Origin of the sequence: Streptomyces sp. NPDC050145, assembly GCF_044460245.1 — a bacterium.
In the GTDB taxonomy this organism is placed as follows: domain Bacteria; phylum Actinomycetota; class Actinomycetes; order Streptomycetales; family Streptomycetaceae; genus Streptomyces.
On the sequence record NZ_JBITJS010000008.1, the window covers coordinates 1 to 23,415 of the forward strand.

21 protein-coding genes are annotated in these 23,415 nt (G+C 72.2%); 10 read left to right on the plus strand and 11 right to left on the minus strand.

The window, feature by feature from the left end; translation table 11 throughout:
* The 4 genes from ACIBTU_RS17110 to ACIBTU_RS17125 all read right to left on the minus strand — a co-directional run.
* The coding region (locus ACIBTU_RS17110) for an acetyl/propionyl/methylcrotonyl-CoA carboxylase subunit alpha (RefSeq protein ID WP_399127027.1) at positions 1 to 1,226 on the minus strand (1,226 nt) is incomplete at its 3' end.
* Between the two features lie 117 nt (positions 1,227 to 1,343).
* The gene (locus ACIBTU_RS17115) at positions 1,344 to 1,556 is read right to left on the minus strand and encodes an acyl-CoA carboxylase epsilon subunit (protein ID WP_188335571.1); all 213 of its coding nucleotides are present in this window, start codon (positions 1,554 to 1,556) and stop codon (positions 1,344 to 1,346) included.
* Between the two features lie 52 nt (positions 1,557 to 1,608).
* Complete coding sequence (locus ACIBTU_RS17120) at positions 1,609 to 3,183, minus strand: acyl-CoA carboxylase subunit beta (protein WP_399127029.1); 1,575 nt, start codon at positions 3,181 to 3,183, stop codon at positions 1,609 to 1,611.
* Between the two features lie 95 nt (positions 3,184 to 3,278).
* Positions 3,279 to 3,899, minus strand: a complete 621-nt coding sequence (locus tag ACIBTU_RS17125; protein ID WP_399127031.1) for a biotin transporter BioY — start codon at positions 3,897 to 3,899, stop codon at positions 3,279 to 3,281.
* 196 nt (positions 3,900 to 4,095) lie between these two features.
* Here ACIBTU_RS17125 and ACIBTU_RS17130 point away from each other — a divergent pair, with 196 nt between their 5' ends.
* Complete coding sequence (locus tag ACIBTU_RS17130) at positions 4,096 to 4,776, plus strand: TetR/AcrR family transcriptional regulator (protein ID WP_399127032.1); 681 nt, start codon at positions 4,096 to 4,098, stop codon at positions 4,774 to 4,776.
* A 28-nt stretch (positions 4,777 to 4,804) separates the two neighbouring features.
* Here ACIBTU_RS17130 and ACIBTU_RS17135 read toward each other — a convergent pair whose 3' ends face one another.
* Positions 4,805 to 5,659 carry an oxidoreductase gene (locus ACIBTU_RS17135; protein WP_399127033.1) on the minus strand — a complete coding sequence of 285 codons (855 nt, stop codon included), beginning with the start codon at positions 5,657 to 5,659 and terminating at the stop codon, positions 4,805 to 4,807.
* A gap of 330 nt (positions 5,660 to 5,989) precedes the next feature.
* Here ACIBTU_RS17135 and ACIBTU_RS17140 point away from each other — a divergent pair, with 330 nt between their 5' ends.
* Entirely contained in the window at positions 5,990 to 7,879 is a 1,890-nt protein-coding gene (locus tag ACIBTU_RS17140; RefSeq protein ID WP_399127034.1) for an ABC transporter ATP-binding protein, read from the plus strand.
* A 90-nt stretch (positions 7,880 to 7,969) separates the two neighbouring features.
* A complete protein-coding gene (locus tag ACIBTU_RS17145; RefSeq protein ID WP_399127035.1) occupies positions 7,970 to 9,184 on the plus strand; it encodes a PucR family transcriptional regulator in 1,215 nt (404 codons plus the stop codon).
* Here ACIBTU_RS17145 and ACIBTU_RS17150 read toward each other — a convergent pair.
* The 3 genes from ACIBTU_RS17150 to ACIBTU_RS17160 form a co-directional block, all read right to left on the minus strand.
* The gene (locus tag ACIBTU_RS17150) at positions 9,156 to 11,333 is read right to left on the minus strand and encodes an FdhF/YdeP family oxidoreductase (RefSeq protein WP_399127370.1); all 2,178 of its coding nucleotides are present in this window, start codon (positions 11,331 to 11,333) and stop codon (positions 9,156 to 9,158) included. The genes ACIBTU_RS17145 and ACIBTU_RS17150 overlap by 29 nt on opposite strands.
* A 193-nt stretch (positions 11,334 to 11,526) precedes the next feature.
* Entirely contained in the window at positions 11,527 to 11,814 is a 288-nt protein-coding gene (locus ACIBTU_RS17155; protein WP_399127036.1) for a hypothetical protein, read from the minus strand.
* 41 nt (positions 11,815 to 11,855) lie between these two features.
* Positions 11,856 to 14,426 (minus strand): ATP-dependent Clp protease ATP-binding subunit, encoded by a 2,571-nt coding sequence (locus ACIBTU_RS17160; RefSeq protein ID WP_399127038.1) that lies wholly within the window; start codon positions 14,424 to 14,426, stop codon positions 11,856 to 11,858.
* Positions 14,427 to 14,637: 211 nt separating this feature from the next.
* On the opposite strand from ACIBTU_RS17160, the gene ACIBTU_RS17165 reads away from it, so the two are divergent.
* From ACIBTU_RS17165 to meaB, 4 genes are all read left to right on the plus strand, one after another.
* Positions 14,638 to 15,225 (plus strand): DsbA family protein, encoded by a 588-nt coding sequence (locus ACIBTU_RS17165; RefSeq protein ID WP_399127039.1) that lies wholly within the window; start codon positions 14,638 to 14,640, stop codon positions 15,223 to 15,225.
* Between the two features lie 107 nt (positions 15,226 to 15,332).
* Positions 15,333 to 17,144 (plus strand): methylmalonyl-CoA mutase family protein, encoded by a 1,812-nt coding sequence (locus ACIBTU_RS17170; RefSeq protein WP_399127041.1) that lies wholly within the window; start codon positions 15,333 to 15,335, stop codon positions 17,142 to 17,144.
* The gene (gene scpA / locus ACIBTU_RS17175) at positions 17,144 to 19,318 is read left to right on the plus strand and encodes a methylmalonyl-CoA mutase (RefSeq protein ID WP_399127043.1); all 2,175 of its coding nucleotides are present in this window, start codon (positions 17,144 to 17,146) and stop codon (positions 19,316 to 19,318) included. The genes ACIBTU_RS17170 and scpA overlap by 1 nt, the downstream gene beginning before the upstream one ends.
* 4 nt (positions 19,319 to 19,322) lie before the next feature.
* Complete coding sequence (gene meaB / locus ACIBTU_RS17180; protein ID WP_399127044.1) at positions 19,323 to 20,330, plus strand: methylmalonyl Co-A mutase-associated GTPase MeaB; 1,008 nt, start codon at positions 19,323 to 19,325, stop codon at positions 20,328 to 20,330.
* A 3-nt stretch (positions 20,331 to 20,333) separates the two neighbouring features.
* On the opposite strand, the gene ACIBTU_RS17185 is transcribed toward meaB, so the two are convergent.
* Together ACIBTU_RS17185 and ACIBTU_RS17190 are read right to left on the minus strand one after the other, a co-directional pair.
* Positions 20,334 to 20,699: a (2Fe-2S) ferredoxin domain-containing protein gene (locus ACIBTU_RS17185; protein WP_399127045.1), complete on the minus strand. Its 366-nt coding sequence runs from the start codon at positions 20,697 to 20,699 to the stop codon at positions 20,334 to 20,336.
* 65 nt (positions 20,700 to 20,764) lie between these two features.
* A complete protein-coding gene (locus ACIBTU_RS17190) occupies positions 20,765 to 21,157 on the minus strand; it encodes a VOC family protein (RefSeq protein ID WP_399127046.1) in 393 nt (130 codons plus the stop codon).
* 127 nt (positions 21,158 to 21,284) lie between these two features.
* On the opposite strand from ACIBTU_RS17190, the gene ACIBTU_RS17195 reads away from it, so the two are divergent.
* Together ACIBTU_RS17195 and ACIBTU_RS17200 are read left to right on the plus strand one after the other, a co-directional pair.
* Positions 21,285 to 21,503 carry a hypothetical protein gene (locus tag ACIBTU_RS17195; protein ID WP_399127047.1) on the plus strand — a complete coding sequence of 73 codons (219 nt, stop codon included), beginning with the start codon at positions 21,285 to 21,287 and terminating at the stop codon, positions 21,501 to 21,503.
* Positions 21,504 to 21,653: 150 nt separating this feature from the next.
* Positions 21,654 to 22,070, plus strand: coding sequence for a hypothetical protein (locus ACIBTU_RS17200; protein ID WP_399127048.1), 417 nt, complete (start codon positions 21,654 to 21,656; stop codon positions 22,068 to 22,070).
* Here ACIBTU_RS17200 and ACIBTU_RS17205 read toward each other — a convergent pair.
* Positions 22,051 to 22,683: a TetR/AcrR family transcriptional regulator gene (locus ACIBTU_RS17205; protein WP_399127049.1), complete on the minus strand. Its 633-nt coding sequence runs from the start codon at positions 22,681 to 22,683 to the stop codon at positions 22,051 to 22,053. The two genes, ACIBTU_RS17200 and ACIBTU_RS17205, sit on opposite strands and share 20 nt — an antisense overlap.
* A gap of 108 nt (positions 22,684 to 22,791) precedes the next feature.
* Between ACIBTU_RS17205 and ACIBTU_RS17210 the strand changes: the two genes are divergently transcribed.
* Complete coding sequence (locus ACIBTU_RS17210) at positions 22,792 to 23,355, plus strand: NAD(P)H-dependent oxidoreductase (protein WP_399127050.1); 564 nt, start codon at positions 22,792 to 22,794, stop codon at positions 23,353 to 23,355.
* Positions 23,356 to 23,415: the final 60 nt, after the last annotated feature.

Below are 23,415 nucleotides of genomic sequence, written 5' to 3' on the forward strand. Positions count from 1 at the left end.
ACCTGGAACTCCTCCAGGGCGCGGGCGGCCCGCTGGAGGGCCTCCTTGCGGGTGCGGCCGGTCACGATCAGCTTCGCGAGCAGGGAGTCCCAGGCCGGGCCGATCACGGAGCCGGACTCGACGCCCGCGTCCAGACGCACACCCGGACCCGACGGGGCGTCGAACTTGGTGACGGTGCCGGGGGCGGGCAGGAAGCCGCGGCCCGGGTCCTCGCCGTTGATGCGGAACTCGAAGGAGTGGCCGCGCAGGACGGGGTCGCCGTAGCCGAGGGCCTCGCCGTCGGCGATGCGGAACATCTCGCGGACCAGGTCGATGCCGGCGACCTCCTCGGTCACCGGGTGCTCGACCTGCAGGCGGGTGTTGACCTCGAGGAAGGAGATCGTGCCGTCGGCGCCGACGAGGAACTCGACCGTTCCCGCGCCGACGTAGCCGGCCTCCTTCAAGATCGCCTTCGACGCGCTGTACAGCTCGTCGACCTGGGCGTCCGACAGGAACGGGGCGGGGGCCTCCTCGACCAGTTTCTGGTGGCGGCGCTGCAGCGAGCAGTCACGCGTGGAGACGACCACGACGTTGCCGTGGGAGTCGGCCAGGCACTGGGTCTCCACGTGGCGGGGCTTGTCGAGGTACCGCTCGACGAAGCACTCACCGCGGCCGAACGCGGCGACCGCCTCGCGCACCGCGGAGTCGTACAGCTCCGGGACTTCCTCCAGGGTGCGGGCGACCTTCAGGCCGCGACCGCCGCCACCGAACGCGGCCTTGATCGCGATCGGCAGCCCGTTCTCCTGGGCGAAGGCCACGACCTCGTCGGCCCCGGAGACCGGGTCGGGGGTGCCCGCGACGAGCGGGGCACCGGCACGCTGCGCGATGTGACGGGCGGCGACCTTGTCGCCCAGGTCCCGGATCGCGTGCGGCGGCGGACCGATCCAGATCAGCCCGGCGTCCAGGACGGCCTGGGCGAACTCGGCGTTCTCCGACAGGAATCCGTAACCGGGGTGGATCGCGTCCGCGCCGGAGTCCTTGGCGGCCTGCAGCACCTTGGCCATGTCGAGATAGCTGGTGGCCGGGGTGTCACCACCCAGCGCGAAGGCCTCGTCGGCCGCGCGGACGTGCAGAGCGTCCCGGTCCGGATCGGCGTAGACAGCAACGCTCGCGATCCCGGCGTCCCGGCACGCCCGGGCAACGCGGACAGCAATTTCGCCACGGTTGGCGATCAGGACCTTGGTCAGCATGCCTGCTCCAGTACGTCGTGTGCGTGCGGCGCGGGCGTGCCGGCCGTACCCGGCATCGGGTGATGCGGGGGGTTCATGTGATGCGCTCCAGTGAGGAAAAAAGTCGGGTGGGTCTCAGCGCGGCCAGGACGACGTGTGCCACGCGGTCGGCCCCGGCTGGGGCAGACCGTGCGCGGCGGTGCGGCGCGTCGCGCGGACCCATTCGTTCACGGCCGGCGGCCCGTCGGGCACCACCGCGGCGGACGCGGCGGCGCGGGCGCGGACGACGGCGAGGGCGGCGGCGAGTTCTTCGGGGGTCGGGTTGCCCCGTACGACCTTGATCACCATGCTGCGGCTCCTGACGGACGGTCTCGGTAAAAGCGGGCTTCGGACGGCGGTTTTAGAGGGGGATGTTGCCGTGCTTCTTCGGCGGCAGGGACTCCCGCTTGGTCCGCAGCTGCCGCAGCCCCTTCACCACATGCGCCCGCGTGTCCGACGGCATGATCACCGCATCCACGTAGCCCCGCTCGGCGGCCGTGTACGGGTTCAGCAGCGTGTCCTCGTACTCCGCCATCAACTGCGCCCGCGTCGCCTCCACATCGTCCGCCGCAGCCAGCGTCTTACGGTGCAGGATGTTCACCGCGCCCTGCGCACCCATCACCGCGATCTGCGCCGTCGGCCACGCCAGATTCAGATCCGCACCCAGATGCTTGGACCCCATCACGTCGTACGCGCCACCGAACGCCTTCCGCGTGATCACCGTGATCAACGGCACCGTCGCCTCCGCATACGCGTAGATCAGCTTCGCCCCCCGCCGGATGATCCCCGTGTGCTCCTGCTCCACCCCCGGCAGGAACCCCGGCACATCCACGAACGTCAGCACCGGCACATTGAACGCGTCGCAGGTCCGCACGAACCGCGCCGCCTTCTCCGACGCGTCGATGTCCAGACAGCCCGCGAACTGCATCGGCTGGTTCGCCACGATCCCCACCGGACGACCCTCCACCCGCCCGAAGCCCGTCAGGATGTTCGGCGCGAACAACGCCTGCGTCTCGAAGAACTCCGCGTCGTCCACCACATGCTCGATCACCGTGTGCATGTCGTACGGCTGATTCGCACTGTCCGGAATCAGCACATCCAGCTCACGGTCCTCCTCCGACACCTGAAGGTCCGCCTCCTCCGGGAAGGCGGGCGGCTCACTCAGATTGTTCGACGGCAGATACGAGAGCAGCGACTTCACGTACTCGATCGCGTCCTTCTCGTCACCCGCCATGTGATGCGCGACCCCGGAACGACTGTTGTGCGTCCGCGCACCACCCAGCTCCTCGAACCCCACATCCTCACCGGTGACGGTCTTGATGACGTCCGGGCCGGTGATGAACATGTGCGAGGTCTGATCCACCATCACCGTGAAGTCCGTGATCGCCGGGGAGTAGACGGCGCCGCCCGCGCACGGGCCCACCACCAGGCTGATCTGCGGGATCACACCCGAGGCATGGGTGTTGCGGCGGAAGATCTCCCCGTACATCCCGAGGGCCATCACGCCCTCCTGGATACGGGCACCACCCGAGTCGTTGATCCCCACGACCGGGCAGCCCGTCTTCAGCGCGAAGTCCATCACCTTCATGATCTTCTGCCCGAACACCTCGCCCAGCGCGCCGCCGAACACCGTGAAGTCCTGCGAGAACACCGCCACCGGCCGGCCGTCCACCGTCCCGTAACCGGTCACCACACCATCGCCGTACGGCTTGTTCGCCTCCAGACCGAAGTCCGTCGAACGGTGCCGCGCGAACTCGTCCAGCTCCACGAACGAGTCCTCGTCCAACAGCAGCCCGATCCGCTCACGCGCCGTCAGCTTCCCCTTCGCGTGCTGCTTCTCCACCGCACGCGCCGAACCCGCATGCGTCGCCTCGTCGATCCGCCGCCGCAGATCATCGAGCTTCCCGGCGGTGGTGTGGATGTCGATCTCGCTCATGTGTCCCTGCTGTCCCTGGAGTCCTGGCTGTCCCGGCTGTCCCGGCTGTTACCGCTGTACCTGTACCGACCGTGCCGACGCTGTCGACGCGTCGGTCATCCCTTGTCCGTCGTCGTCCCGTCGATCCGGCCCACCACGCGCCACGCCGCCGGGAGCAGCCCGGCCGCGAGGGCGGCCTTGAGCGCGTCACCGACGAGGAAGGGCACCACGCCGGCCGCGATCGCGGCGCTCGCCGACATGCCGGTGCTCAGCGCGAGCCAGCTCGTGCCCGCCGCGTAGACGGCCAGCGTCGCGAGGGCGTACAGCGGCAGCGCGCGCCACGGGGAGCGGTCGGCGCCCAGGCGGGCGCCCTGGCCGACGAGGGCGGCGGCGATCAGGAAGCCGATCAGGTAGCCGCCGGTCGCGCCGAAGACCACGTGAGCGCCGCTCGCGCCGTGCGCGAACACCGGCAGGCCGACGGCGCCGAGCACGAGAAGGAGCGCCTGGCTCGCGACCGCGCGGACCGGGCCGAGGGCGGCCGCGGTGAGCAGTACGGCGAAGGACTGGCCGGTGACCGGCACCGGGGAGCCGGGCACCGGGATCGCGAACTGGCCGGCGAGGGCCGTCAGGCCGGTGCCGAGCGCCACGAGGAGCGTGGTGCGGGCCGCCGCGGATCCGGGCAGCAGCCGGTCGGCGAGCACCGGGTGCCGGTGCGGCTGGGCGAGGGTGAGGGCCATGAGTCGTACTCCAGAGTCAGTGGGTGCCCGGCTCCTGTCGGGGGTGGGGCGGGCCCGGAGCTGAAGGTGTCGGCGGCAGCGCGCCCACCTCTTCGGTACTCGATATCGCCATGACGGTACTCAGTACCATTGTATTGAGCAAGTGGCCCCCACCTGCCGAGACAGGCAGCCCCGAGACAGGAGAGGATGAGCGATCATGAGCAAGCCATCCGCACGGTCCCGCCTCGCCGACGCCGCCTTCGCCCTCTTCGACGAGCGCGGCTACGAGCAGACGACCGTGGACGACATCGCGGAGCGGGCCGGGGTGGGGCGCACGACGTTCTTCCGGCACTACCGGTCCAAGGAAGAGGTCATCTTCCCGGACCACGACCGGCTGCTCGACCTGATCCGGGACCGGCTGAACACGTCGAACAGCGGCACCGCGCTGATCGCGGTCTCCGACGCGGTGCGCCTGGTCCTGCTGCACTATCTGGACGAGGGCGAGCTGGCGCGCCGCCGCTACGGCCTGACCAGCAAGGTGTCGGCGCTGCGCGACCGGGAGATCGCGAGCGTGGCGCGCTATCAGCGGCTGTTCCGCGAGTTCATCGCGGACTGGATGGGCGACCCGACCGAATCGGCCTCGCTGCGGGCCGAGTTGATGGCGGCGAACGTGGTGGCCGCGCACAACCACGTGCTGCGGCGCTGGCTGCGCGGCGAGTCCGCCGACCCCGTCACCGAGATGGACGAGGCGATGCGCGAGGTCCTGGCGCTGTTCCCGGCACCGGTCCCCGGCGCCGGGCCCGGCACGGGCACCACCGTCATCGCCTTCCGGACCGGCCAGGACCTGGACGCACTGCTGCCGGAGCTGCGCCGCCTGGTGGAGGGCGGCAGGCCCTGAGCCGGGCCGCCGCCCTTCTCGGTGCCGCTCAGTCGAAGTCGGTGGGCCGCCCCAGGGGCTCGGCCGCGTCGAGCTCCCGAAGCCGCTCGCCGAACCGCTCCCTGATCCGGTCCACGGCGTTCGCCCCGAGCGGCAGCCGCAGCGGCGGGTCGTCCATGCGCGTGGCGGCGATGACGGCGCGGGCCGCCTTGACCGGGTCGCCGGGCTGGCTTCCGTGGCGGGCGAGGAACGCCTCGCGGGCCGGGTCGAGCACGGGCCGGTAGTCGTCGATCGGCGTGGCGAAGCGCACGGAGCGGCCGGTGAAGTCGGTGCGGAACGGGCCGGGTTCGACGATGAGCACGCGGATCCCGAGATGCGCGACCTCGGCGGCCAGCCCCTCCGAGAGTCCTTCGAGGGCGAACTTGGTCCCCGCGTAGGCGCCGCCGCCGAGGGTGCCGGACACGCCCGCGACGGACGAGATCTGCACGATGTGTCCGCTGCGCCGGGCGCGCATCGACGGCAGGACGGCCCGGGTCACGTCGACCGCGCCGAAGACGTTCGTGTCGAACTGCCGGCGCAGTTCGGCGTCGGAGAGCTCCTCCAGGGCGCCGCGCAGGGCGTATCCGGCGTTGTTCACGAGGACGTCGACGCGGCCGAACTCCTTCAGCGCGGAGTCGACGGCCTGCCGTACCTGCCCGGGGTCGGTCACGTCGAGCGGGAGCGCCCGTACGCGGTCGGGGGCGAGGGCCACCAGGCCCTCGAGGGCGCGCGGGTCGCGGGCGGTGGCGACGAGCCGGTCCCCGTCGGCGACGACCTCCTCGGCCAGGGCCCGGCCGAGCCCGGTACTCGTACCGGTGACGAACCACACGCGGCCGTCTGGGCGTTCGGACTCGACGGACGACATCGGCACTCCTCGCTTCGATTCTCACGGCGCTCTGCCGGTGCCGCAGTCAACAGGAGCGCGGGGCGCCGCTCAAGACGCCCGGGAGGCGCGTGCCGCAGCGGCGCGCACCCCTTCGGCCAACCTCATCCGTCACACCCGTATCAAACGCGGCGATTCGGCCAACTGCCTATGAACCGGGGCTGTTCGGGCGTCGAGGGCGTCGGTGCGGCGGCCCGGGATTGCGCGGTCGCGCGACGTCCGGAATCGAGCGCGTTCGAATCCGCTGCGGGCTCGTTGTCCCGGTCACCGCCGCACCACCCGGGTGCGGCGTGCCTCAGCAGGAGGACCTGGATGACCATGACCCGTACCGCGCCGCCCGAGCCGGACACCCCTCCTCCCCCGCCGCCCGCGACGATCACCTTCGAGGGCAAGTACGGGGAGAACCCGCTGGCCGGGGCCGGTTTCGGCGCGATGTGCCGGCGGCTGCCCGCGGTGCTCACGCACACCGCGCGGATGGCCTGGGCCGTCGACAGGACCGGCGTCGTCCTGCTGCTCCTGTGCCAGCTCCTCACCGGTGGCGCGGCCGCGCTGGTGCTCGCGTCGACGGCCGAGGCGATGCGCCACCTCCTCGGCGCGGGCCTGGTGACCGAACGCCTGCACGCCTCGCTGCCGGCGCTCCTCGCGGTCACGGCGGGCGCCGCCGCGGGCCGGGTCAGCGGCGCGCTCGCCTCGTACGCCGACGGCCGGATCACGCCCCTGCTGATCACCGAGGCCGATGTCGCGCTCGTGGGCGCCGTGTGCCGGGTGGAGTCGGCCGCGTACGGGGAGGACGGGTTCAGCGACCGGCAGGAGGCCGCCGAGGTCGGGGCCACCCGGACCCGGACGATGGTGCAGGACGCGCAGCGCTTCCTCGCGGCGCTGATCCGGATGGCGGCCGCCGCCGGAGTCGTCACCGCCCTGCACTCCGCGATGCTGCCGCTGCTCCTGCTGGCCGTGCTCCCGGCCGGTGTCGGCGCGGTCCTGTCCGCGCGGGTCGACTACGAGACGCACTACCTGAACGTCGGCGACCGCAACGTCCGCTCGATGATGCGCTGGTGGGCCACCTACTCCCGCTACGGCGACGAGGTGCGGGCCAACGGGATGACCGGCTATCTCCTGTACTGGTACCGGGCGCTGTCCGACCGGATCGACCGGCGCACGCTGACGGCCGCGCCCCGCATGCTGCGGATCACCCTGTCCACGGCCGCGCTCGGCGGACTGTTCCTGTGCGTCACCTGGGCCGTCCTCGCCTGGCTCGCGGTGACGGGCCGGGTGGCGCTGCCCGTCGCGGCGACCGCCGTGGTGGCGGTGCAGACGGCGCTCGCCGCGCTGTCGCAGTTCGTGCAGAACGGCGCCGCGATGTTCCACACCTCGCTGTACCTCGCCGACATGCGGTCCTTCCTGGGCCTGGCCGCCGAGCGGGCGCCCCGGCGCGGCACCGCGGCCGTGCCGGAGCGGGTCGACGAGATCCGGCTCGACGAGGCCGTCTACCGCTACCCCGACAAGGACCGGCCGGCCGTCGACGGTGTCTCGCTGACCCTGCGCCGCGGCGAGATCCTCGCGGTCGTCGGGGAGAACGGCTCGGGCAAGAGCACACTGACCCGGCTGCTCACCGGGATCCTGCTGCCCGACAAGGGGCGGGTCCTGTGGGACGGCACGGATCTGGCCTGCGCGGACCCCGACGCCGTGTGGCGGCGCACCGCGCTGGTGCCGCAGAACTTCGCGTGCTGGCCGCTGCGGGTGCGCGAGAACGTGACGCTGGGACAGCCGAGGACATACGACGACGCGGCGGTGTGGGAGGCGGTCGACGCGGTCGGGATGCGCGAGCCCGTCGAGCGGCTGCCGCAGGGGCTCGACACGCTGCTCGCCAAGGAGCTGTGGGGCGGCGCCGAGCTGTCCGGCGGCCAGTGGCAGCGCCTGGCGTGCGCCCGCGCCCTGTACCGCGACACGCCGCTCGTGATCCTCGACGAGCCGACCTCGCAGATGGACCCGCGCGGCGAGCACCAGATCTTCGAGCGGATCCGGCGCGGGGCCGCCGGGCGCATGACGATCGTGGTGACGCACCAGCTGGAGAACACCCGGTGCGCCGACCGCGTCGTGGTGATGGAGCACGGGCGGATCGTCGAGCAGGGCACCTACGAGGAACTCGCTCACGCGGGCGGCCTGTTCGCCGACCTCGTCCGGCTCGCCGGGGACCGGTGACACGCCCCGCCGGGTGATCGTCACCCCCGCCCCGTCCGGCCGCTGCGCGTAGCATCGCAGGGGCCGGACGAGGGTGGACGGGGAGCTCAGATGGGTGATCGCGGGGCGACGGGCGCGACGCCGCCGGCCGAGCTGGTGGCGTGGGCCGGGCGGCAGCTGCCCGGGCTGACCGACGACGTGTGCGCGCGGGTGCGCGAGCGGATCGACCTGTACCGCAGGGACGACGTCGTCCCGGCCGCCGATCTGCACCGCTCCGTCGACGTGAACCTGCGCTTCGTCGTGCGCGGACTCGCCGACCCGGACCACACGCCCGACCTGACGGCGCCCTCGGAGACGGGCCGGCGCCGGGCGCACCAGCGGGCCCCGCTGCCGGAGGTGCTGCGCTGCTACCGGATCGCGTGCGCGATGCTCTGGGACCTGATGCTGGAGCACGTGCGCGCCGAGGGCGACGCGGAGGCGCTGAACGCGCTGGTGGACGCGTCGAGCACGCTGTGGCGGCTGTCCGACGAGCACGCGCTCGCGCTCACGGAGGCGTACCGGGCGGCGACGGCGGAGCTGCTCACCGCGCAGCAGCGGCGCCGTTCGGCGCTGGTGGAGGCGCTGTTCACGGGTCAGCTGGTGCTCGACTCGGGGGCCTGGGAGGTGGGCAAGCTGCTCGGTCTGCCGCTCGACACGGATCTGGTCGTGGTGGCGGCGGAGAACTCGGGGCTCGCCGAGGAGAGCCTGATCGGGGTGGAGCGCCGGCTCGCCGAGATCGGTGTCGTGTCGGCGTGGCAGCTGACGCCGACCCTGCAGACCGGGGTGGTGGCGTTGCGCGCGGAGCAGCACGCGGCGGCCCTGAAGACGCTGCGGGACGCGGCGACGGCCCGCACCGGGGTCAGCCCGGCGTACCGGTCGCTGTCCGACACGCCGCGGGCGCTGCATCTGGCCCGTTCGGCGCTGGCCGGCGTCCCGGTCGGTACCGCGGAGGTGCGCAGTTTCAGCGGCAGTCCGCTGGCCGCGCTGATCGCGTACGACCCGGACGAGGGGCGGCGCCTGGCCCAGGAGGTCCTCGGGCCGGTCCTCGACCTTCCGGCGGAGGACCGCGACCCGTTGCTGCGGACGCTGGAGGTGTTCGTGGAGCAGTCGGGCTCGGCGGACGAGGCGGCGCGGCTGCTGCACTGCCATCCGAACACGGTCCGCTACCGCCTGGGCCGGGTCCGGGAGCTCACGGGCCGCTCGCTGGGCGACCCGCGGGCTCTCGCGGAACTGGTGGCGGCGGTGGACGCGGTGCGGCTCAGCCGGCCCGTTCGACGGTCACCTTGACGTGCTTCATGATCGGCTGGTCGCTCTGGGTGCTGTAGTCGTCCAGGGCGCACAGCACGTTCATCTCGGGCATGTACCCGGCGGCGCAGCCGCGCGGCATGTCGTAGGGGATCGCGAGATAGCCGTTGAGGCTGCGGGTGCTGCCGTCGCGGGCGGTGCTGGTGATGTCGACCGGGTCCATCTCGGCGATGCCGCGTTCGCGCATGTCGTCCTTGTTCATGAAGACGAGGGTGCGCAGGTTCTTGATGCCCCGGTAGCGGTCGTTGTCGGAGTAGATCGTGGTGTTCCACTGGTCGTGGGAGCGCATGGTGCCGAGCGCGAGGGTGCCGGCGGCGGGGACGACGTCGGGCAGCGGGGCGGTGGAGAACTCGGCCTTGCCCGACTCCGTGAGGAAGACCAGCTCGCGCGCGGGCTGCTTGATCCGGAAGCCGAGCGGCAGACGCACCCGCCGGTTGCAGTCCTCGAACCCGTCCAGGACCTGGGCCATGGTGTCCCTGACCCGGTCGTAGTCCTCGATGTACCACTCCCACGGGGTGTCGCTCTCGGGCAGTGAGGCGCGGGCCATGCCGGCGATGATCGCGGGCTCGGAGAGCAGGTGCTTGGACGCGGGGCGCTTCATGCCGACGGACAGGTGCACCATGCTCATCGAGTCCTCGACGGAGGTGCTCTGGACGCCGGCCTTCTGCTGGTCCTTCTCGGTGCGGCCCAGGCAGGGCAGGATGAGCGCCTTGCGGCCGTGGACGACGTGGCTGCGGTTGAGCTTGGTGCTGACCTGCACGGTGAGCTCGCAGGTGCGCAGGGCCGCGTACGTGTACGGGGTGTCGGGCGCGGCGAGCGCGAAGTTGCCGCCCATGCCGACGAAGACCTTCACGTCGCCGGCGCGCATCGCCTTGATGGTGTGCACGGTGTCGAGGCCGTGGGCGCGCGGCGGGTCGATCTTGCAGGCGTCGGCGAGCCGCTGGAGGAACTCCTCGGCGGGCCGGTGGTCGATGCCGCAGGTGCGGTTGCCCTGCACGTTGCTGTGGCCGCGCACGGGGGACGGTCCGGCGCCCTCGCGGCCCAGGTTGCCGCGCAGCAGCAGGACGTTGACGATCTCGCGGACCGTGTCGACGCCGTGCTCGTGCTGGGTGACGCCCAGGCACCAGCTGATGATGCTGCGGTCGGCCTCGCCGTAGACGCGGGCCGCCTTGAGGATCGCCTTCCGCGTCAGGCCCGACTGGCGCTCGATCTCGTCCCACGAGGTGGCCTCGCACAGGGCGCGGTACTCCTCGAAGCCGGTGGTGTGCCGGTCGATGAACTCCTGGTCGAGGGCCTTGGGGTCGGTCCCGGACTGTTCGAGGACGGCCTTGGCGAGGCCGCGCAGGAAGGCCATGTCGCCGCCGATGCGCACCTGGAGGTTCAGGGTGCTGGTCCGCGTCGACTTGTTGAGAGCCATGTCGGTGAAGTCGTGCGGGATGATCGTGCGGGTGGCGGCCGCTTCGACGAGCGGGTTGACGTGCACGATCTGGGCGCCGCGGTCGTGGGCCTCGGCGAGGGCGGTGAGCATGCGCGGCGCGTTCGACGCGGCGTTGACGCCCATGATGAACAGGGCGTCGGTGCTCTCCCAGTCCTTGAGGTCGCAGGTGCCCTTGCCGGTGCCGAGCGCGGCCTGGAGGGCGCGGCCGCTCGCCTCGTGGCACATGTTGGAGCAGTCGGGCAGGTTGTTGGTGCCGAGCTCGCGGGCCCAGAGCTGGTACAGGAACGTGGCCTCGTTGCCGAGCCGGCCGGAGGTGTAGAACGAGGCCTGGTTCGGGTCGTCGAGCTCGCGCAGGGTGCTTCCGACCAGCTCGAAGGCGTCGCGCCAGCTGATGGGCACGTAGTGGTCGGTGTCCGGGTCGTAGACCATCGGCTCGGTCAGCCGGCCCTGGTCCTCGAGCGCGTAGTCGGTCCACTCGGACAGCTCGGTCACGGAGTGCGCGGCGAAGAAGTCGCGCCCGACCCGCTTGGGGGTCATCTCCCAGGTGACGTGCTTGATGCCGTTCTCGCAGATGTCGAGCTTGAGGCCCTTGAGGTCGTCGGGCCAGGCGCAGCCGGGGCAGTCGAAGCCGCCGTTCTCGTGGTTCATCTTGAGGATGGCGCGGGGTCCGTCGACCGCGCGTTCCCGGGCCATGAACCGGGTGACGCTCTTGGCGGCCCCCCAGCCCGCGGCCGGGTGGTGGTACGGGTGGAACTCCGGCTCCCCTTCGGGGACGGGGCCCACGCGGGGCTCCGTCCCCTCCTGGCCGGCCTGGGAGGCGTTCACGACGGTGTTCCTCTCCGCCCCACAGGGGCTTTCTCTTCTGCTGGGCGTTCGGTCGGGTGGGTCAGCGGTCGTAGCGGGACGGCGGGTAGGCGTCGCGCTCCGCGCGCCGGGCGTCGCCCGTGGGCAGCTGCCCGCTCGCCGCCTGGCGGTCGATCTCGGCGTGCGCCTCCTCGTACTGCACGGCGGCCGGCTCGGGCGCGCCGTCGGGCAGGCCGACGGCGCGGCGGTCCCGCTCGGTGCGGCGGTCCAGGCGTTCGCTGTCGGGGCGGCGCGGCAGGCCGCGGCCGTGGTCGCTGTCGCGGTCCGGGTCGCCCCCGACCTCGCGGTTCGGCTTGTGGTGGTGCCCCATCGCTCCTCCTCGGGTGCCTACGCTGCGGGGGAACACGCAGGTCAGGACGTGGTTTCGGAGTCGGCGGCCGCCGTCTCCGGCCCGTCCTCGGGCTGCGGGTCCCCCTTACGAACAGTGCAGTGCAGCGTGTCGTTCCGCACGTCGGCGACGATGGTGTCGCCCGGTTCCGCGTCGCCGCTCAGGAGCAGCGAGGCGATGCGGTTGTCCAGTTCGGCCTGGACGGTGCGGCGCAGCGGCCGGGCGCCGAACTCGGGCTGGTGACCGTGCGCGATCAGGAGCTTGCGGGCCGCTTCGGTGACCTCGAGCTTCAGGCCCTGGGCGTGGACCCGGTGCTCGCTGCTGTCGAGGAGGTGGCCGAGGATCTCGCCGAGGTCGTCCTCGGTGAGGCTGTGGAAGACGATGATGTCGTCGATGCGGTTGAGGAACTCGGGCAGGAAGCGGGTGCGCAGCTCGACCATGAGCTCGTCCTTGAGCTCGGCGGCGTCGCCCTCGTGCGCGAGGATGCGGTGGGCCCCGATGTTGGACGTCATGATCACGACGCAGTGCCGGAAGTCGACGGTGCGGCCCTGGGAGTCGGTGAGCCGGCCGTCGTCGAGGATCTGGAGCAGCGTGTTGAAGACGTCGGGGTGCGCCTTCTCGATCTCGTCGAAGAGGACGACGCTGTAGGGGCGGCGGCGGACCTTCTCGGTGAGCTGGCCGGCCTCGTCGTATCCGATGTATCCGGGCGGGGCGCCGACCAGGCGGGCGACGGTGTGCTTCTCCTGGAACTCGCTCATGTCGAAGCGGACCATGCTGGACTCGTCGCCGAACAGCAACGCGGCGAGCGTCTTGGCGAGTTCGGTCTTGCCGACGCCGGTCGGGCCGAGGAAGAGGAAGGAGCCGACGGGCCGGTTCGGGTCGCCCATGCCCGCGCGGTTGCGGCGGACGGCCTCGGAGACGGCGGTGACGGCCTCGTCCTGGCCGACGACACGGGCGTGCATCTCCTCCTCCAGCTTGAGGAGCTTCTCCTTGTCCGAGGCGGTGAGCTGGGACACGGGGATGCCGGTGCGCCGGGAGACGATGTCCGCGATGTCGGAGGCCGTGACGGAGACGACGCCCTCGCGGCGCTCCTCGATCCCGGCGAGTTCGCCCTCGACCTCGGCGATCTCGCGCTTCAGCTCGGAGGCCCGCTCGAAGTCCTCGGCGGCGATCGCCTGGTCCTTCTCGCGGGTCAGCTTGGCGATCCTGTCCTCGCGGCCGACGATCTCGGTGGAACGGCCGGCGCTGCGCAGCCGGACCCGGGCTCCGGCCTGGTCCATGAGGTCGATGGCCTTGTCGGGCAGGAACCGGTCGCCGATGTAGCGGTCGGAGAGCTCGGCGGCGGCGGCCAGCGCCCCGTCGGCGAAGCGGACCTGGTGGTGGGCCTCGTACGCGTCGCGCAGGCCCTCCAGGATCTGGACGGTCTGCTCCACGGTCGGCTCGGGGATCAGCACGGGCTGGAAGCGGCGCTCGAGCGCGGCGTCCTTCTCGATGTGCTTGCGGTACTCGTCGATCGTGGTGGCGCCGACGACGTGCAGTTCGCCGCGGGCGAGGGCGGGCTTGAGCATGTTGCCCGCGTCCATCGCGCCCTCGCCGCTCGCTCCGGCGCCGACGACGGTGTGGAGTTCGTCGATGAACAGGATGATGTCGCCGCCGGCGTTCTGGACGTCCTCGATGACCTTCTTGAGGCGCTCCTCGAACTGGCCGCGGTACTGCGCGCCGGCCACCATGCCGGACAGGTCGAGCGCGACGACCCGCTTGCCCTTCAGGGTCTCGGGCACCTCGTTCGCGACGATCCGCTGGGCCAGGCCCTCCACGATCGCGGTCTTGCCGACGCCCGGCTCACCGATCAGCACCGGGTTGTTCTTGGAGCGCCGCGACAGGATCTCGACGGTCTGCTCGATCTCCTCGGCCCGGCCCACTACGGGGTCGAGCTTCCCGGCCTTCGCCTCCTCGGTCAGGTCCCGGCCGTACTCGTCCAGGGTCGTGGCCGGCTGACCGGTCCCGGCCGCCGCGCTCTCCCCACGCGGGGGCGCCTGCTCCGTGAGCCCGGAGAGCTTGCCCGGGTCGAGGCCGTCGGCGCGCACCATCTTGGCCGCTCCGGTGTCCGGATCGCCGAGGAGCGCGGCCAGGATGTGCTCGGGCCCGATGTAGGACACACCGGCCTGCTGGGAGCGGGCGTAGGCGTCGGCGAGGGTCCGCTTGGCCGCCGGGGTGAGCCCGGGGTCGGCGGAGGGTTCGCCGGACTCCCCCGGCAGGACCTTGGCGATCTCGGCGGCGAGGGTGTCGGGGTCGACTCCGGCGCGGGCGAGCAGCCGCCGGGACGGGTCGACCTTGGTCGCCGCCCACAGGAGGTGCTCGGTGTCCAGATCGGAGCTGCCGTCCTCGACGGCCTTGCGTGCCGCCAGATTGACGAGCTCCGTGGACGATTCCGTCAGCAGCCGCCCGATGGGGACACGCTGCACGGCGGGTGGGGACGACGCGGGGGACATTCCGAAGAAGCGGTTCAGCATCTCGCTGAACGGATCCGAGGAACCGAAGGGGTCGGAGGAACCGAACGGGTCGGAACCGAATCCGAAGGACGACATCGACATGGCAACTCCCGATGGGCAGTGCGACGTGCCTCTCCAGACAAGCCCGGCCGGTGCCCCGCCGCAACCGGATCGGCTCCCCGTGATCACTCTCCCGGGCCCCCACCGCCCGGTTCTGGCACGGCGCACCACCGGCGTTGTGAAGCCCCACAAAGGACGAGGACGCGCAGGTCCCCGGGCCGCACACGGCGCCGTTCCGTGTCAGGCTCGAAGCATGCTTCCCGCACAGACGACCGGCAGCGGCGGCACGACCCTGTACTACGGCGACACGGGTAACGCGCACCGGCTCCAGGTCTTTCTCGAACTGCGCGACCGGGCCAGCGCGCACCTGGCCGCGAGTCTGCTCGACACGTTCCGCGACGGCGCCGACGCGGGCGATTTCGTCATCGAGTTCCATTTCGCGGCGCTCATGGACGACACGGTCGGCGGAAGCGGCTCCCGGCGGGCGCTCGCGGCGCTGGGCGCGGCCGCGGACGTGGGCGCGGGTCCGTTCATGGACTATCTCGGCGCCCTGTTCGCGGCCCAGCCCTTCCCTCCCGGCGACGACGGGTTCGGCGTACCGGCGAAGCTGCTGTCGGTGGCCGGCACGGTCGAGGGCCTGCGGTCGCCGGACTTCGACGCCAAGGTCGCCCAGGACGTCTACAACACATGGGCCGCCGAGGTGACCGGGGCCTTCGAGTCGTTCGGCCTCCTGGGCACGCCGGCCGTCCGGTACGACGACACCGTGCTCCCGGTCGTGAACGTGGACGGCACCTCGGTCATGACGCCGCGGCAGTTCGCCGAGACGCTCGGGTCCGCCTGAGCGACCGCTCGCGGCCGTCTAGAGTCCGGATCCGTTTCTGGCAAGGAGAACAAGGTCACACTCTGTGTACCTGCTGCTCCCGCGAGGATCTGACCTAGCATCCGAGCATGACGGTCCTGCCTGACGACGGGCTCTCCCTGGCGGCCGAGTTCCCTGACGCGACACATGAACAGTGGCAGCACCTGGTCGCGGGTGTTCTGCGCAAGTCGGGTAAGGAAGTCTCGGCCGCGGAAGCGGAAGAAGCCCTGTCCACCGCGCTGGAGGACGGGTTGCGTGCCCGCCCCCTCTACACCGCGCACGACGACACCCCCGCCTCCGGGCTGCCCGGCTTCGCACCGTTCGTGCGCGGCGGCCGCCCCGAGGGGAACACGCTGAGCGGCTGGGACGTGCGCCAGCCGCACTCCCGCCCCGACTCCGCGGCGGTCCTCGCCGACCTGGAGAACGGGGTCACGTCGCTGTGGCTCACCGTGGGCGGCGAGGCCGGCATCCCGGTCGACGCGCTCCCGGCCACGCTGGAAGGCGTGTACCTGGACCTGGCGCCGGTGGTGCTCGACGCGGGCGCCGAGGTCGAGGCCGCGGCCCGCAAGCTGTTCGACATCTACGCGGCCCGGGGCGTCGCCGCCGACGCGGTGCGCGGCAACCTGGGCGCCGACCCGCTGGGCCACGAGGCCCGCACCGGCGCGTCGTTCGACTTCGCGCCGGTCGCGGCACTGGCGAAGCGCTGCGCCGAGGAGTACCCGGGGCTGCGCGCCCTGACGGTCGACGCGCTGTCGTACCACGAGGCGGGCGGCTCGGCCGCCCAGGAGCTGGCCTGCTCGCTGGCCACCGGTGTCGCCTACCTGCGGGAGCTGACGGCGGTCGGCCTGAGCGTCGAACAGGCCCTCGGCCAGCTGGAGTTCCGCTACGCGGCGAGCGCCGACCAGTTCCTGACGATCGCCAAGTTCCGTGCCGCGCGCCGCCTCTGGGCCCGTGTCGCCGAGGTGTGCGGGGCGCCCGAGGCGGGCGCGCAGGTGCAGCACGCGGTGACGTCGCCTGTGATGATGACGCGCCGCGACCCGTGGGTGAACATGCTGCGCACGACGATCGCGACGCTCGCGGCCGGGGTCGGCGGCGCGGACGCGGTGACGGTGCTCCCGTTCGACCACGCGCTGGGCCTGCCCGACGCGTTCGCGCGCCGTATCGCGCGCAACACGTCGACGATCCTCGTCGAGGAGTCGCACCTGGCCCGGGTCATCGACCCGGCGGGCGGTTCCTGGTACGTGGAGCGGCTGACCGACGAACTGGCGCACGCCGCCTGGGAGTTCTTCCAGGAGATCGAGCGCGGGGGCGGCCAGGCGGCGGCGCTCGGCTCGCGTCTGGTGCACGACCGGATCGCGGCGACGTGGGCGGCGCGCAGCGCGCGGATCGCCGAGCGCCGCGAACCGGTGACGGGTGTCAGCGAGTTCCCGCTCCTGGCCGAGCAGCCGGTGGTCCGCGAGCCGCTGCCCGCGCGGCCGTCCGGTGGTCTGCCCCGGGTGCGCCGCGACGAGGCGTTCGAGGAGCTGCGGGCCCGCTCGGACGCGTACCTCGCGAAGACGGGTGCCCGCCCGAAGGTGTACCTCGCGGCGCTCGGCCCGGCCGCGGCGCACTCGGCGCGGCTCACCTTCGCGGCGAACCTGTTCCAGGCGGGCGGCGTCGAGCCGGTCACCGAGGGCTCGTTCGAGGACAGCGGCACCACCGAGGTGTGCCTGTGCTCCAGCGACGCGCTGTACGCGGAGCAGGCGGACGAGACGGTGGTCGCGCTGCGCGCCGCCGGTGCCGCGCACGTGGCGCTGGCCGGCCGGCCGGGTCCGTACGCGGACGTCGACTCGTACGTCTACACAGGCTGTGACGCCGTGGCCGTGCTGTCCGCCACGCTCGACCGCATGGGAGTGTCCTGATGTCCGTACCCGACTTCTCCGGCGTCGAGCTGGGCACGCCCGGCTCCGGGCCGGGCGCCGACGTGTGGAACGCGGCGGTCAAGCAGGCCGCCGACGGCTCCGACCTCCTGTGGGAGACGCCCGAGGGCATCGGCGTCAAGCCGCTGTACACGGGGCAGGACCTGGAGGGCCTGGACTTCCTGGACACGTTCCCGGGCACGGCCCCGTATCTGCGCGGCCCGTACCCGACGATGTACGTGAACCAGCCGTGGACGATCCGTCAGTACGCGGGTTTCTCCACGGCCGAGGAGTCCAACGCGTTCTACCGGCGCAATCTGGCGGCCGGTCAGAAGGGTCTGTCCGTCGCGTTCGACCTGCCCACGCACCGCGGCTACGACAGCGACCACCCGCGGGTGACGGGTGACGTCGGCATGGCCGGTGTCGCGATCGACTCGATCTACGACATGCGGCAGCTGTTCGACGGCATCCCGCTGGACAAGATGACCGTGTCGATGACGATGAACGGCGCCGTGCTGCCCGTCCTCGCGCTGTACATCGTGGCGGCGGAGGAGCAGGGCGTTCCGCCGGAGAAGCTCGCGGGGACCATCCAGAACGACATCCTCAAGGAGTTCATGGTCCGCAACACGTACATCTATCCGCCGGGCCCGTCGATGCGGATCATCTCCGACATCTTCGCGTACACCTCCCAGCGGATGCCTCGCTACAACTCGATCTCGATCTCGGGCTACCACATCCAGGAAGCGGGTGCGACGGCCGATCTGGAGCTGGCGTACACGCTGGCGGACGGCGTGGAGTACATCCGGGCGGGCCGCGAGGCGGGGCTCGACGTGGACGCGTTCGCGCCGCGGCTCAGCTTCTTCTGGGCGATCGGCATGAACTTCTTCATGGAGGTCGCGAAGCTGCGGGCCGCCCGCCTGCTGTGGGCGAAGCTGGTCAAGCAGTTCGACCCGCAGAACGCCAAGTCGCTTTCGCTGCGCACCCATTCGCAGACCTCGGGCTGGTCGCTGACCGCGCAGGACGTGTTCAACAACGTGACGCGTACGTGCGTCGAGGCGATGGCGGCGACCCAGGGCCACACCCAGTCGCTGCACACGAACGCCCTGGACGAGGCGCTCGCGCTGCCGACGGACTTCTCGGCGCGCATCGCCCGCAACACGCAGCTGCTGATCCAGCAGGAGTCGGGCACGACGCGCACGATCGACCCGTGGGGCGGCAGCGCGTACGTGGAGAAGCTGACGTACGACCTGGCGCGGCGGGCCTGGCAGCACATCCAGGAGGTCGAGCAGGCCGGCGGCATGGCGAAGGCCATCGACGCGGGCATCCCGAAGCTGCGGGTCGAGGAGGCGGCGGCGCGCACGCAGGCGCGCATCGACTCCGGCCGGCAGCCGGTGATCGGCGTCAACAAGTACCGGGTGGACAGCGACGAGCAGATCGAGGTCCTCAAGGTCGACAACTCGTCGGTGCGCGCGCAGCAGATCGCGAAGCTGCGCCGGCTGCGCGAGGAGCGCGACGAGACGGCCTGCCAGGACGCGCTGGCCGCGCTGACCCGGGCCGCCGGTGGTGACGGCAACCTGCTGGAGCTGGCCGTGGTCGCGGCGCGCGCCAAGGCGACGGTCGGGGAGATCTCGGACGCCCTGGAGAAGGTGTACGGGCGGCACGCGGGCCAGATCCGTACGATCTCCGGCGTGTACCGCAACGAGGCAGGAGAGTCCCCGAACGTGGACCGGACCAGGGAACGGGTCGACGCGTTCGCCGAGGCAGAGGGGCGCCGGCCGCGCATCCTGGTCGCGAAGATGGGCCAGGACGGCCATGACCGCGGCCAGAAGGTGATCGCGACGGCCTTCGCCGACCTGGGCTTCGACGTGGACGTCGGCCCGCTGTTCCAGACGCCGGGCGAGGTGGCCCGGCAGGCGGTCGAGGCGGACGTGCACATCGTCGGTGTGTCGTCGCTGGCCGCCGGCCATCTGACGCTGGTGCCCGCGCTGCGCGAGGCCCTGGCCGAGGAGGGCCGCGAGGACATCATGATCGTGGTCGGCGGGGTGATCCCGCCCCAGGACGTGCCGACGCTCCTGGAGATGGGCGCGGCGGCGGTGTTCCCGCCCGGCACGGTCATCCCGGACGCGGCGCACGACCTGATCGATCGGCTCGCCGGCGAGCTCGGGCACGACGCGTAGTCCGATGGCGCCTCTCGATCTCGACACGTACGTCAAGGGTGTCCTCGACGGGAAGCGGGCGCTCGTCGCCCGCGCCGTCACGCTGGTGGAGTCGACGCGGCCGCAGCACCGGGCGCTGGCGCAGGAGTTGCTGACCCGGCTGCTCCCGCACAGCGGCCGCTCGCGGCGCATCGGGATCAGCGGGGTGCCGGGGGTGGGCAAGTCGACGTTCATCGACGCCTTCGGCACCATGCTGACCGGGTTCGGGCACCGGGTGGCGGTGCTCGCCGTCGACCCGTCCTCGACGCGGACCGGCGGTTCGATCCTGGGCGACAAGACGCGCATGGAGCGGCTCGCAGTCGACGAGAACGCCTTCGTGCGGCCCTCCCCCAGCGCGGGCACTCTCGGCGGCGTCGCCAAGGCCACGCGGGAGTCCATGGTGGTCATGGAGGCCGCGGGCTACGACGTGATCCTCGTGGAGACCGTCGGTGTCGGGCAGTCGGAGACCGCGGTCGCCGACATGGTCGACACGTTCCTGCTGCTGAGTCTGGCGCGGACCGGCGACGGTCTCCAGGGCATCAAGAAGGGCGTCCTGGAGCTGGCCGACGTGATCGCCGTGAACAAGGCGGACGGCCCGCACGAGCGGGACGCCCGCGCGGCGGCCCGTGAACTGGCGGGCGCGCTGCGGCTGATGCACGGCAAGGACGCGTTCTGGACGCCGCCCGTGCTGCACTGCAGTGCGCGCGAGTCGACGGGCCTGGACACGGTGTGGGAGCGGCTCGAGCAGCACCGGACCCTGCTCGACTCGACGGGCCGGCTCGCCGAGCGGCGCCGGGACCAGCAGGTCGGCTGGACCTGGGCGATGGTCCGCGACGAGCTCCTCGGCAGGCTCCACGCGGCGCCTGCCGTACGGGCGCTGTCGCCCGAGCTCGAACAGCGGGTCAGGGCGGGCGAGTTGACGGCGACGGTGGCGGCGGAGCGGCTGCTCACCGCGTTCCGCGACGGCGAACGCGCCGCGGACCGGCCGGAGTAGGTCCTAGAGGGCGTCGCGGACGCGGCGTGAGGGCTTGAACGCGTAGAGGTCGAGGATGTCCGGGCAGGGCGCGACGCCCGGCCCGCCGGCCCGCACCCACGCCAGGATGTCCTCGGTCGCCTCCGCATCGTTGACGAGCCCGAACCAGGCCGGGCGGCCTCCGGCGGCGCGGCCCTCCGTCGACGGCTGGACGACGATCACGTTGGCCTGGTCGCACACGTCGAGGCACTTGGAGATCTGCACGGGCGCCCCGTCCCGCAGCCGCGCCCGCTGGGCGGCGTGGTCACCGCTGACCTTGGGGCTGCCGCAGCAGCAGTCGCGGCACACGACGATCCGGCACGGCGCTGCGGACTTCTTCGGCTTTCCCATGCCGATCATGCTATTCGGCACTTCACCGGGCCCCTGAACCGGCCCCACCCACGGGGTGGGGCCGTTCACGAGTTGTTCGGCGCGGCACCCAGCAGGCAGAACGGATGCCCCGCGGGGTCGGCGAACACCCGCCAGCCCCGCGCCGGTTCGCCCGCGTCGAGCAGCTCCGCGCCCAGCTCCAGGACCTGGGCCTGGGCCCGGTCCAGGTCGGGGACGTCCACGTCGAGGTGGAACTGGGCGGGGTGCTCGGGGTCCGGCCAGCGGGGCGGTCGGTGGTCCGCGACCCGCTGGAAGGCGAGCACGAGGCCGCCCTCGGTGTGCAGGGTCGCCCAGTCGTCCCCGACGGCCCAGCGCCGGTCCGGCCGGTTCACCTCGCCGCCCAGCAGTTCCGCGTAGAAACGGGACAGCACCTCGACGTCGGCGCAGTCGAGGACCACGCACTGCAGCTCTCCGATCATGGCGGAAGGGTCTCACGGGATCCGTGCCCCGCAAGGGCCGCGCCCCACTCAGCCCACCCCTGAGGCAGGACGGGTCGCGGCGGCGGAGAATCGGCCTTCTGACGCCCCTGCCGAGGAGAGGGAGGCCATGAACCGCCACCACTACCTGTGCCAAGGCTGTGCCCGGCCGCTGTTCGTGGTGGCGACCACCCAGGCCGGCAAACCCGACCTCCGCTGGGAGATCGACCACCAGGACGAGGGCAACCGCGGCTGCTCGGTGCTGCCGCTGCTCCCCCTCCTCGGCGAGGCGACCCAGCCGGAGGCCCTCGAGTACGCGATGGACGTGCTCACCCCGCTGCGCCGCTGACCCGGCCGGCCCCGGCGGCGCCCGGCGTCCGGCCCGCCCCCGGCGCGCTCCCGGGCGCCGGAAGTCACCCGCCCGCACCCCCTCCCCGTGGCGGCGCGCCCGTGACACGATGCGCCGACACCGCGAGGACGGCCCACCGGGAGGCCCGTGATGTTCGGACGGACGGGCCTGGCGCTGACGGCAGGTGACGGCGGCATCGTGCTGCGCGCCGAGAGCCGGCCGGGCGACGAGGACGAGCGGCGGGTCACGGCGCGGACGGGCACGGGCATCGAGGTCGGCGAGATCCGCTTCCGGGTCTGCGACCGCTGCCGGACCGGGCGCGTGCGGTCCCTGTGGGTCGACGAGATGTGGCGGCGCGAGGGCATCGGGCTCGAACTGGTGCGGGCCGCCGTACGGTCCGGGACCGGCTTCCGCTGGACGACGACGGTGCAGTCGCGCCGGGGCCGGCGCTTCTTCGCCGCGGCCGGGCTCCGGCTGGGCGTGGCGCTGCCCGCCGCCGGACCGTTGTGCCCGCATCTGACGGGCCGGATCGAAGGCTTGTGGCGGCTCAGGCGACCGGTCTGCTGATCCGGTCGACGAGGTCGAGCCAGCCCGCTTCGAGCCGCTCCAGCGGCATCCCGCGCTCCTTCGTCAGGAAGTGGATGACGGCCGGGTCCAGGTAGCCGAGCAGGGCGTGGGCCTGCAGCTCGTGGTCGGCGCCGGGGTCGATCTCACGCAGCAGGATCGTCGCGTGCAGGGTCAGGACACGCTGCGAGGGATGGCCGACGCGGCGGGTGGGCTCGTCCTGTGCGGCGAGGAAGAGCTCCAGCTGCTCGGCGGAGCGACGCAGCACCTCCAGGCCGAAGGCGCGCAGCCGCTCGACGGGCGGGGCGCCGGGGCCGAGCGGCGGGGGGCCGCTCATCAGGTCCGCCTGGAGCCGGGTCGCCGTGTGGTCGAGCAGGGCGGTGAGCAGGCCGACGCGGTCGCCGAAACGGCGGAAGACCGTGCCCTTGCCGACGCAGGCCTCGGCGGCGACCGCCTCCATCGTGACGGCGGCGGCGCCACGCTCCGCGACCAGTCGTGCGGCGGCCTCCAGGAGCCGCGCCCGGTTCCGCGCGGCGTCCGCGCGAAGACAGGGATCTTCGGCGGGCGTGCCGATCTGGAGCGGAAGGCTGCTGGACATGAACTCAGCGTAAAGCATCCCCCAGAAAAGTGGACCCCGGTCCGCTTAGGGTGGTACAAATCTAAACGGACCCCGGTCCGCATTCTCGATCGCTCGGTGACCAGCCTCAGTACCTTGGAGCTCCCCATGTCTGTTCGTATCCTCGCGCTCGTCGGCAGCCTCCGCGCCGGTTCGCACAACCGCCAGCTCGCCGAGGCGGCCGTCAAGCTCGCTCCCCAGGGCTCCGAGGTCGTGCTCTTCGAGGGCCTGGCCGAGATCCCCTTCTACAACGAGGACATCGACGTCGAGGGCAGCGTCCCCGCCGCGGCCGCCGCGCTGCGCGCCGCCGCCGGTGGGGCCGACGGCTTCCTCCTCTTCTCGCCCGAGTACAACGGCACCATCCCGGCCGTCCTGAAGAACGCCATCGACTGGCTGTCCCGTCCCTTCGGTGCGGGCTCCTTCACCGGCAAGCCGGTCGCCGTGGTCGGCACCGCGTACGGCCAGTACGGCGGCGTGTGGGCGCAGGACGAGGCCCGCAAGGCCGTGGGCATCGCCGGCGGCACCGTGCTCGAGGACGTCAAGCTGTCGATCCCGGGCTCGGTGGAGCGCTTCGCCTCGACGCACCCGGTCGACGACGCCGAGGTCGCCGCGCAGCTGACCGAGGTCATCGCCCGCGTGCACGGCCACGCCGCTGAGGCCGTCGCCGCCTGATCGTCACCCTCCGAAAGAGCCCGGCCGCGCGGCCGGGCTCTTTCGTGTGTGCGAGGAGCG

Excerpts from the sequence above, each read along its gene's own strand:
- ACIBTU_RS17120 (WP_399127029.1), bottom strand. The coding sequence starts at position 3,183 with ATGAGCGAGATCGACATCCACACCACCGCCGGGAAGCTCGATGATCTG.
- ACIBTU_RS17200 (WP_399127048.1), top strand. The coding sequence starts at position 21,654 with ATGTTCGGACGGACGGGCCTGGCGCTGACGGCAGGTGACGGCGGCATC.
- ACIBTU_RS17165 (WP_399127039.1), top strand. The coding sequence starts at position 14,638 with ATGCTTCCCGCACAGACGACCGGCAGCGGCGGCACGACCCTGTACTAC.
- ACIBTU_RS17195 (WP_399127047.1), top strand. The coding sequence starts at position 21,285 with ATGAACCGCCACCACTACCTGTGCCAAGGCTGTGCCCGGCCGCTGTTC.
- ACIBTU_RS17115 (WP_188335571.1), bottom strand. The coding sequence starts at position 1,556 with ATGGTGATCAAGGTCGTACGGGGCAACCCGACCCCCGAAGAACTCGCC.
- ACIBTU_RS17140 (WP_399127034.1), top strand. The coding sequence starts at position 5,990 with ATGACCATGACCCGTACCGCGCCGCCCGAGCCGGACACCCCTCCTCCC.
- ACIBTU_RS17155 (WP_399127036.1), bottom strand. The coding sequence starts at position 11,814 with ATGGGGCACCACCACAAGCCGAACCGCGAGGTCGGGGGCGACCCGGAC.
- ACIBTU_RS17170 (WP_399127041.1), top strand. The coding sequence starts at position 15,333 with ATGACGGTCCTGCCTGACGACGGGCTCTCCCTGGCGGCCGAGTTCCCT.
- ACIBTU_RS17125 (WP_399127031.1), bottom strand. The coding sequence starts at position 3,899 with ATGGCCCTCACCCTCGCCCAGCCGCACCGGCACCCGGTGCTCGCCGAC.
- ACIBTU_RS17145 (WP_399127035.1), top strand. The coding sequence starts at position 7,970 with ATGGGTGATCGCGGGGCGACGGGCGCGACGCCGCCGGCCGAGCTGGTG.
- ACIBTU_RS17185 (WP_399127045.1), bottom strand. The coding sequence starts at position 20,699 with ATGGGAAAGCCGAAGAAGTCCGCAGCGCCGTGCCGGATCGTCGTGTGC.
- meaB (WP_399127044.1), top strand. The coding sequence starts at position 19,323 with ATGGCGCCTCTCGATCTCGACACGTACGTCAAGGGTGTCCTCGACGGG.
- ACIBTU_RS17160 (WP_399127038.1), bottom strand. The coding sequence starts at position 14,426 with ATGTCGATGTCGTCCTTCGGATTCGGTTCCGACCCGTTCGGTTCCTCC.
- ACIBTU_RS17135 (WP_399127033.1), bottom strand. The coding sequence starts at position 5,659 with ATGTCGTCCGTCGAGTCCGAACGCCCAGACGGCCGCGTGTGGTTCGTC.
- ACIBTU_RS17205 (WP_399127049.1), bottom strand. The coding sequence starts at position 22,683 with ATGCTTTACGCTGAGTTCATGTCCAGCAGCCTTCCGCTCCAGATCGGC.
- ACIBTU_RS17130 (WP_399127032.1), top strand. The coding sequence starts at position 4,096 with ATGAGCAAGCCATCCGCACGGTCCCGCCTCGCCGACGCCGCCTTCGCC.
- ACIBTU_RS17190 (WP_399127046.1), bottom strand. The coding sequence starts at position 21,157 with ATGATCGGAGAGCTGCAGTGCGTGGTCCTCGACTGCGCCGACGTCGAG.
- scpA (WP_399127043.1), top strand. The coding sequence starts at position 17,144 with ATGTCCGTACCCGACTTCTCCGGCGTCGAGCTGGGCACGCCCGGCTCC.
- ACIBTU_RS17150 (WP_399127370.1), bottom strand. The coding sequence starts at position 11,333 with ATGGCCCGGGAACGCGCGGTCGACGGACCCCGCGCCATCCTCAAGATG.
- ACIBTU_RS17210 (WP_399127050.1), top strand. The coding sequence starts at position 22,792 with ATGTCTGTTCGTATCCTCGCGCTCGTCGGCAGCCTCCGCGCCGGTTCG.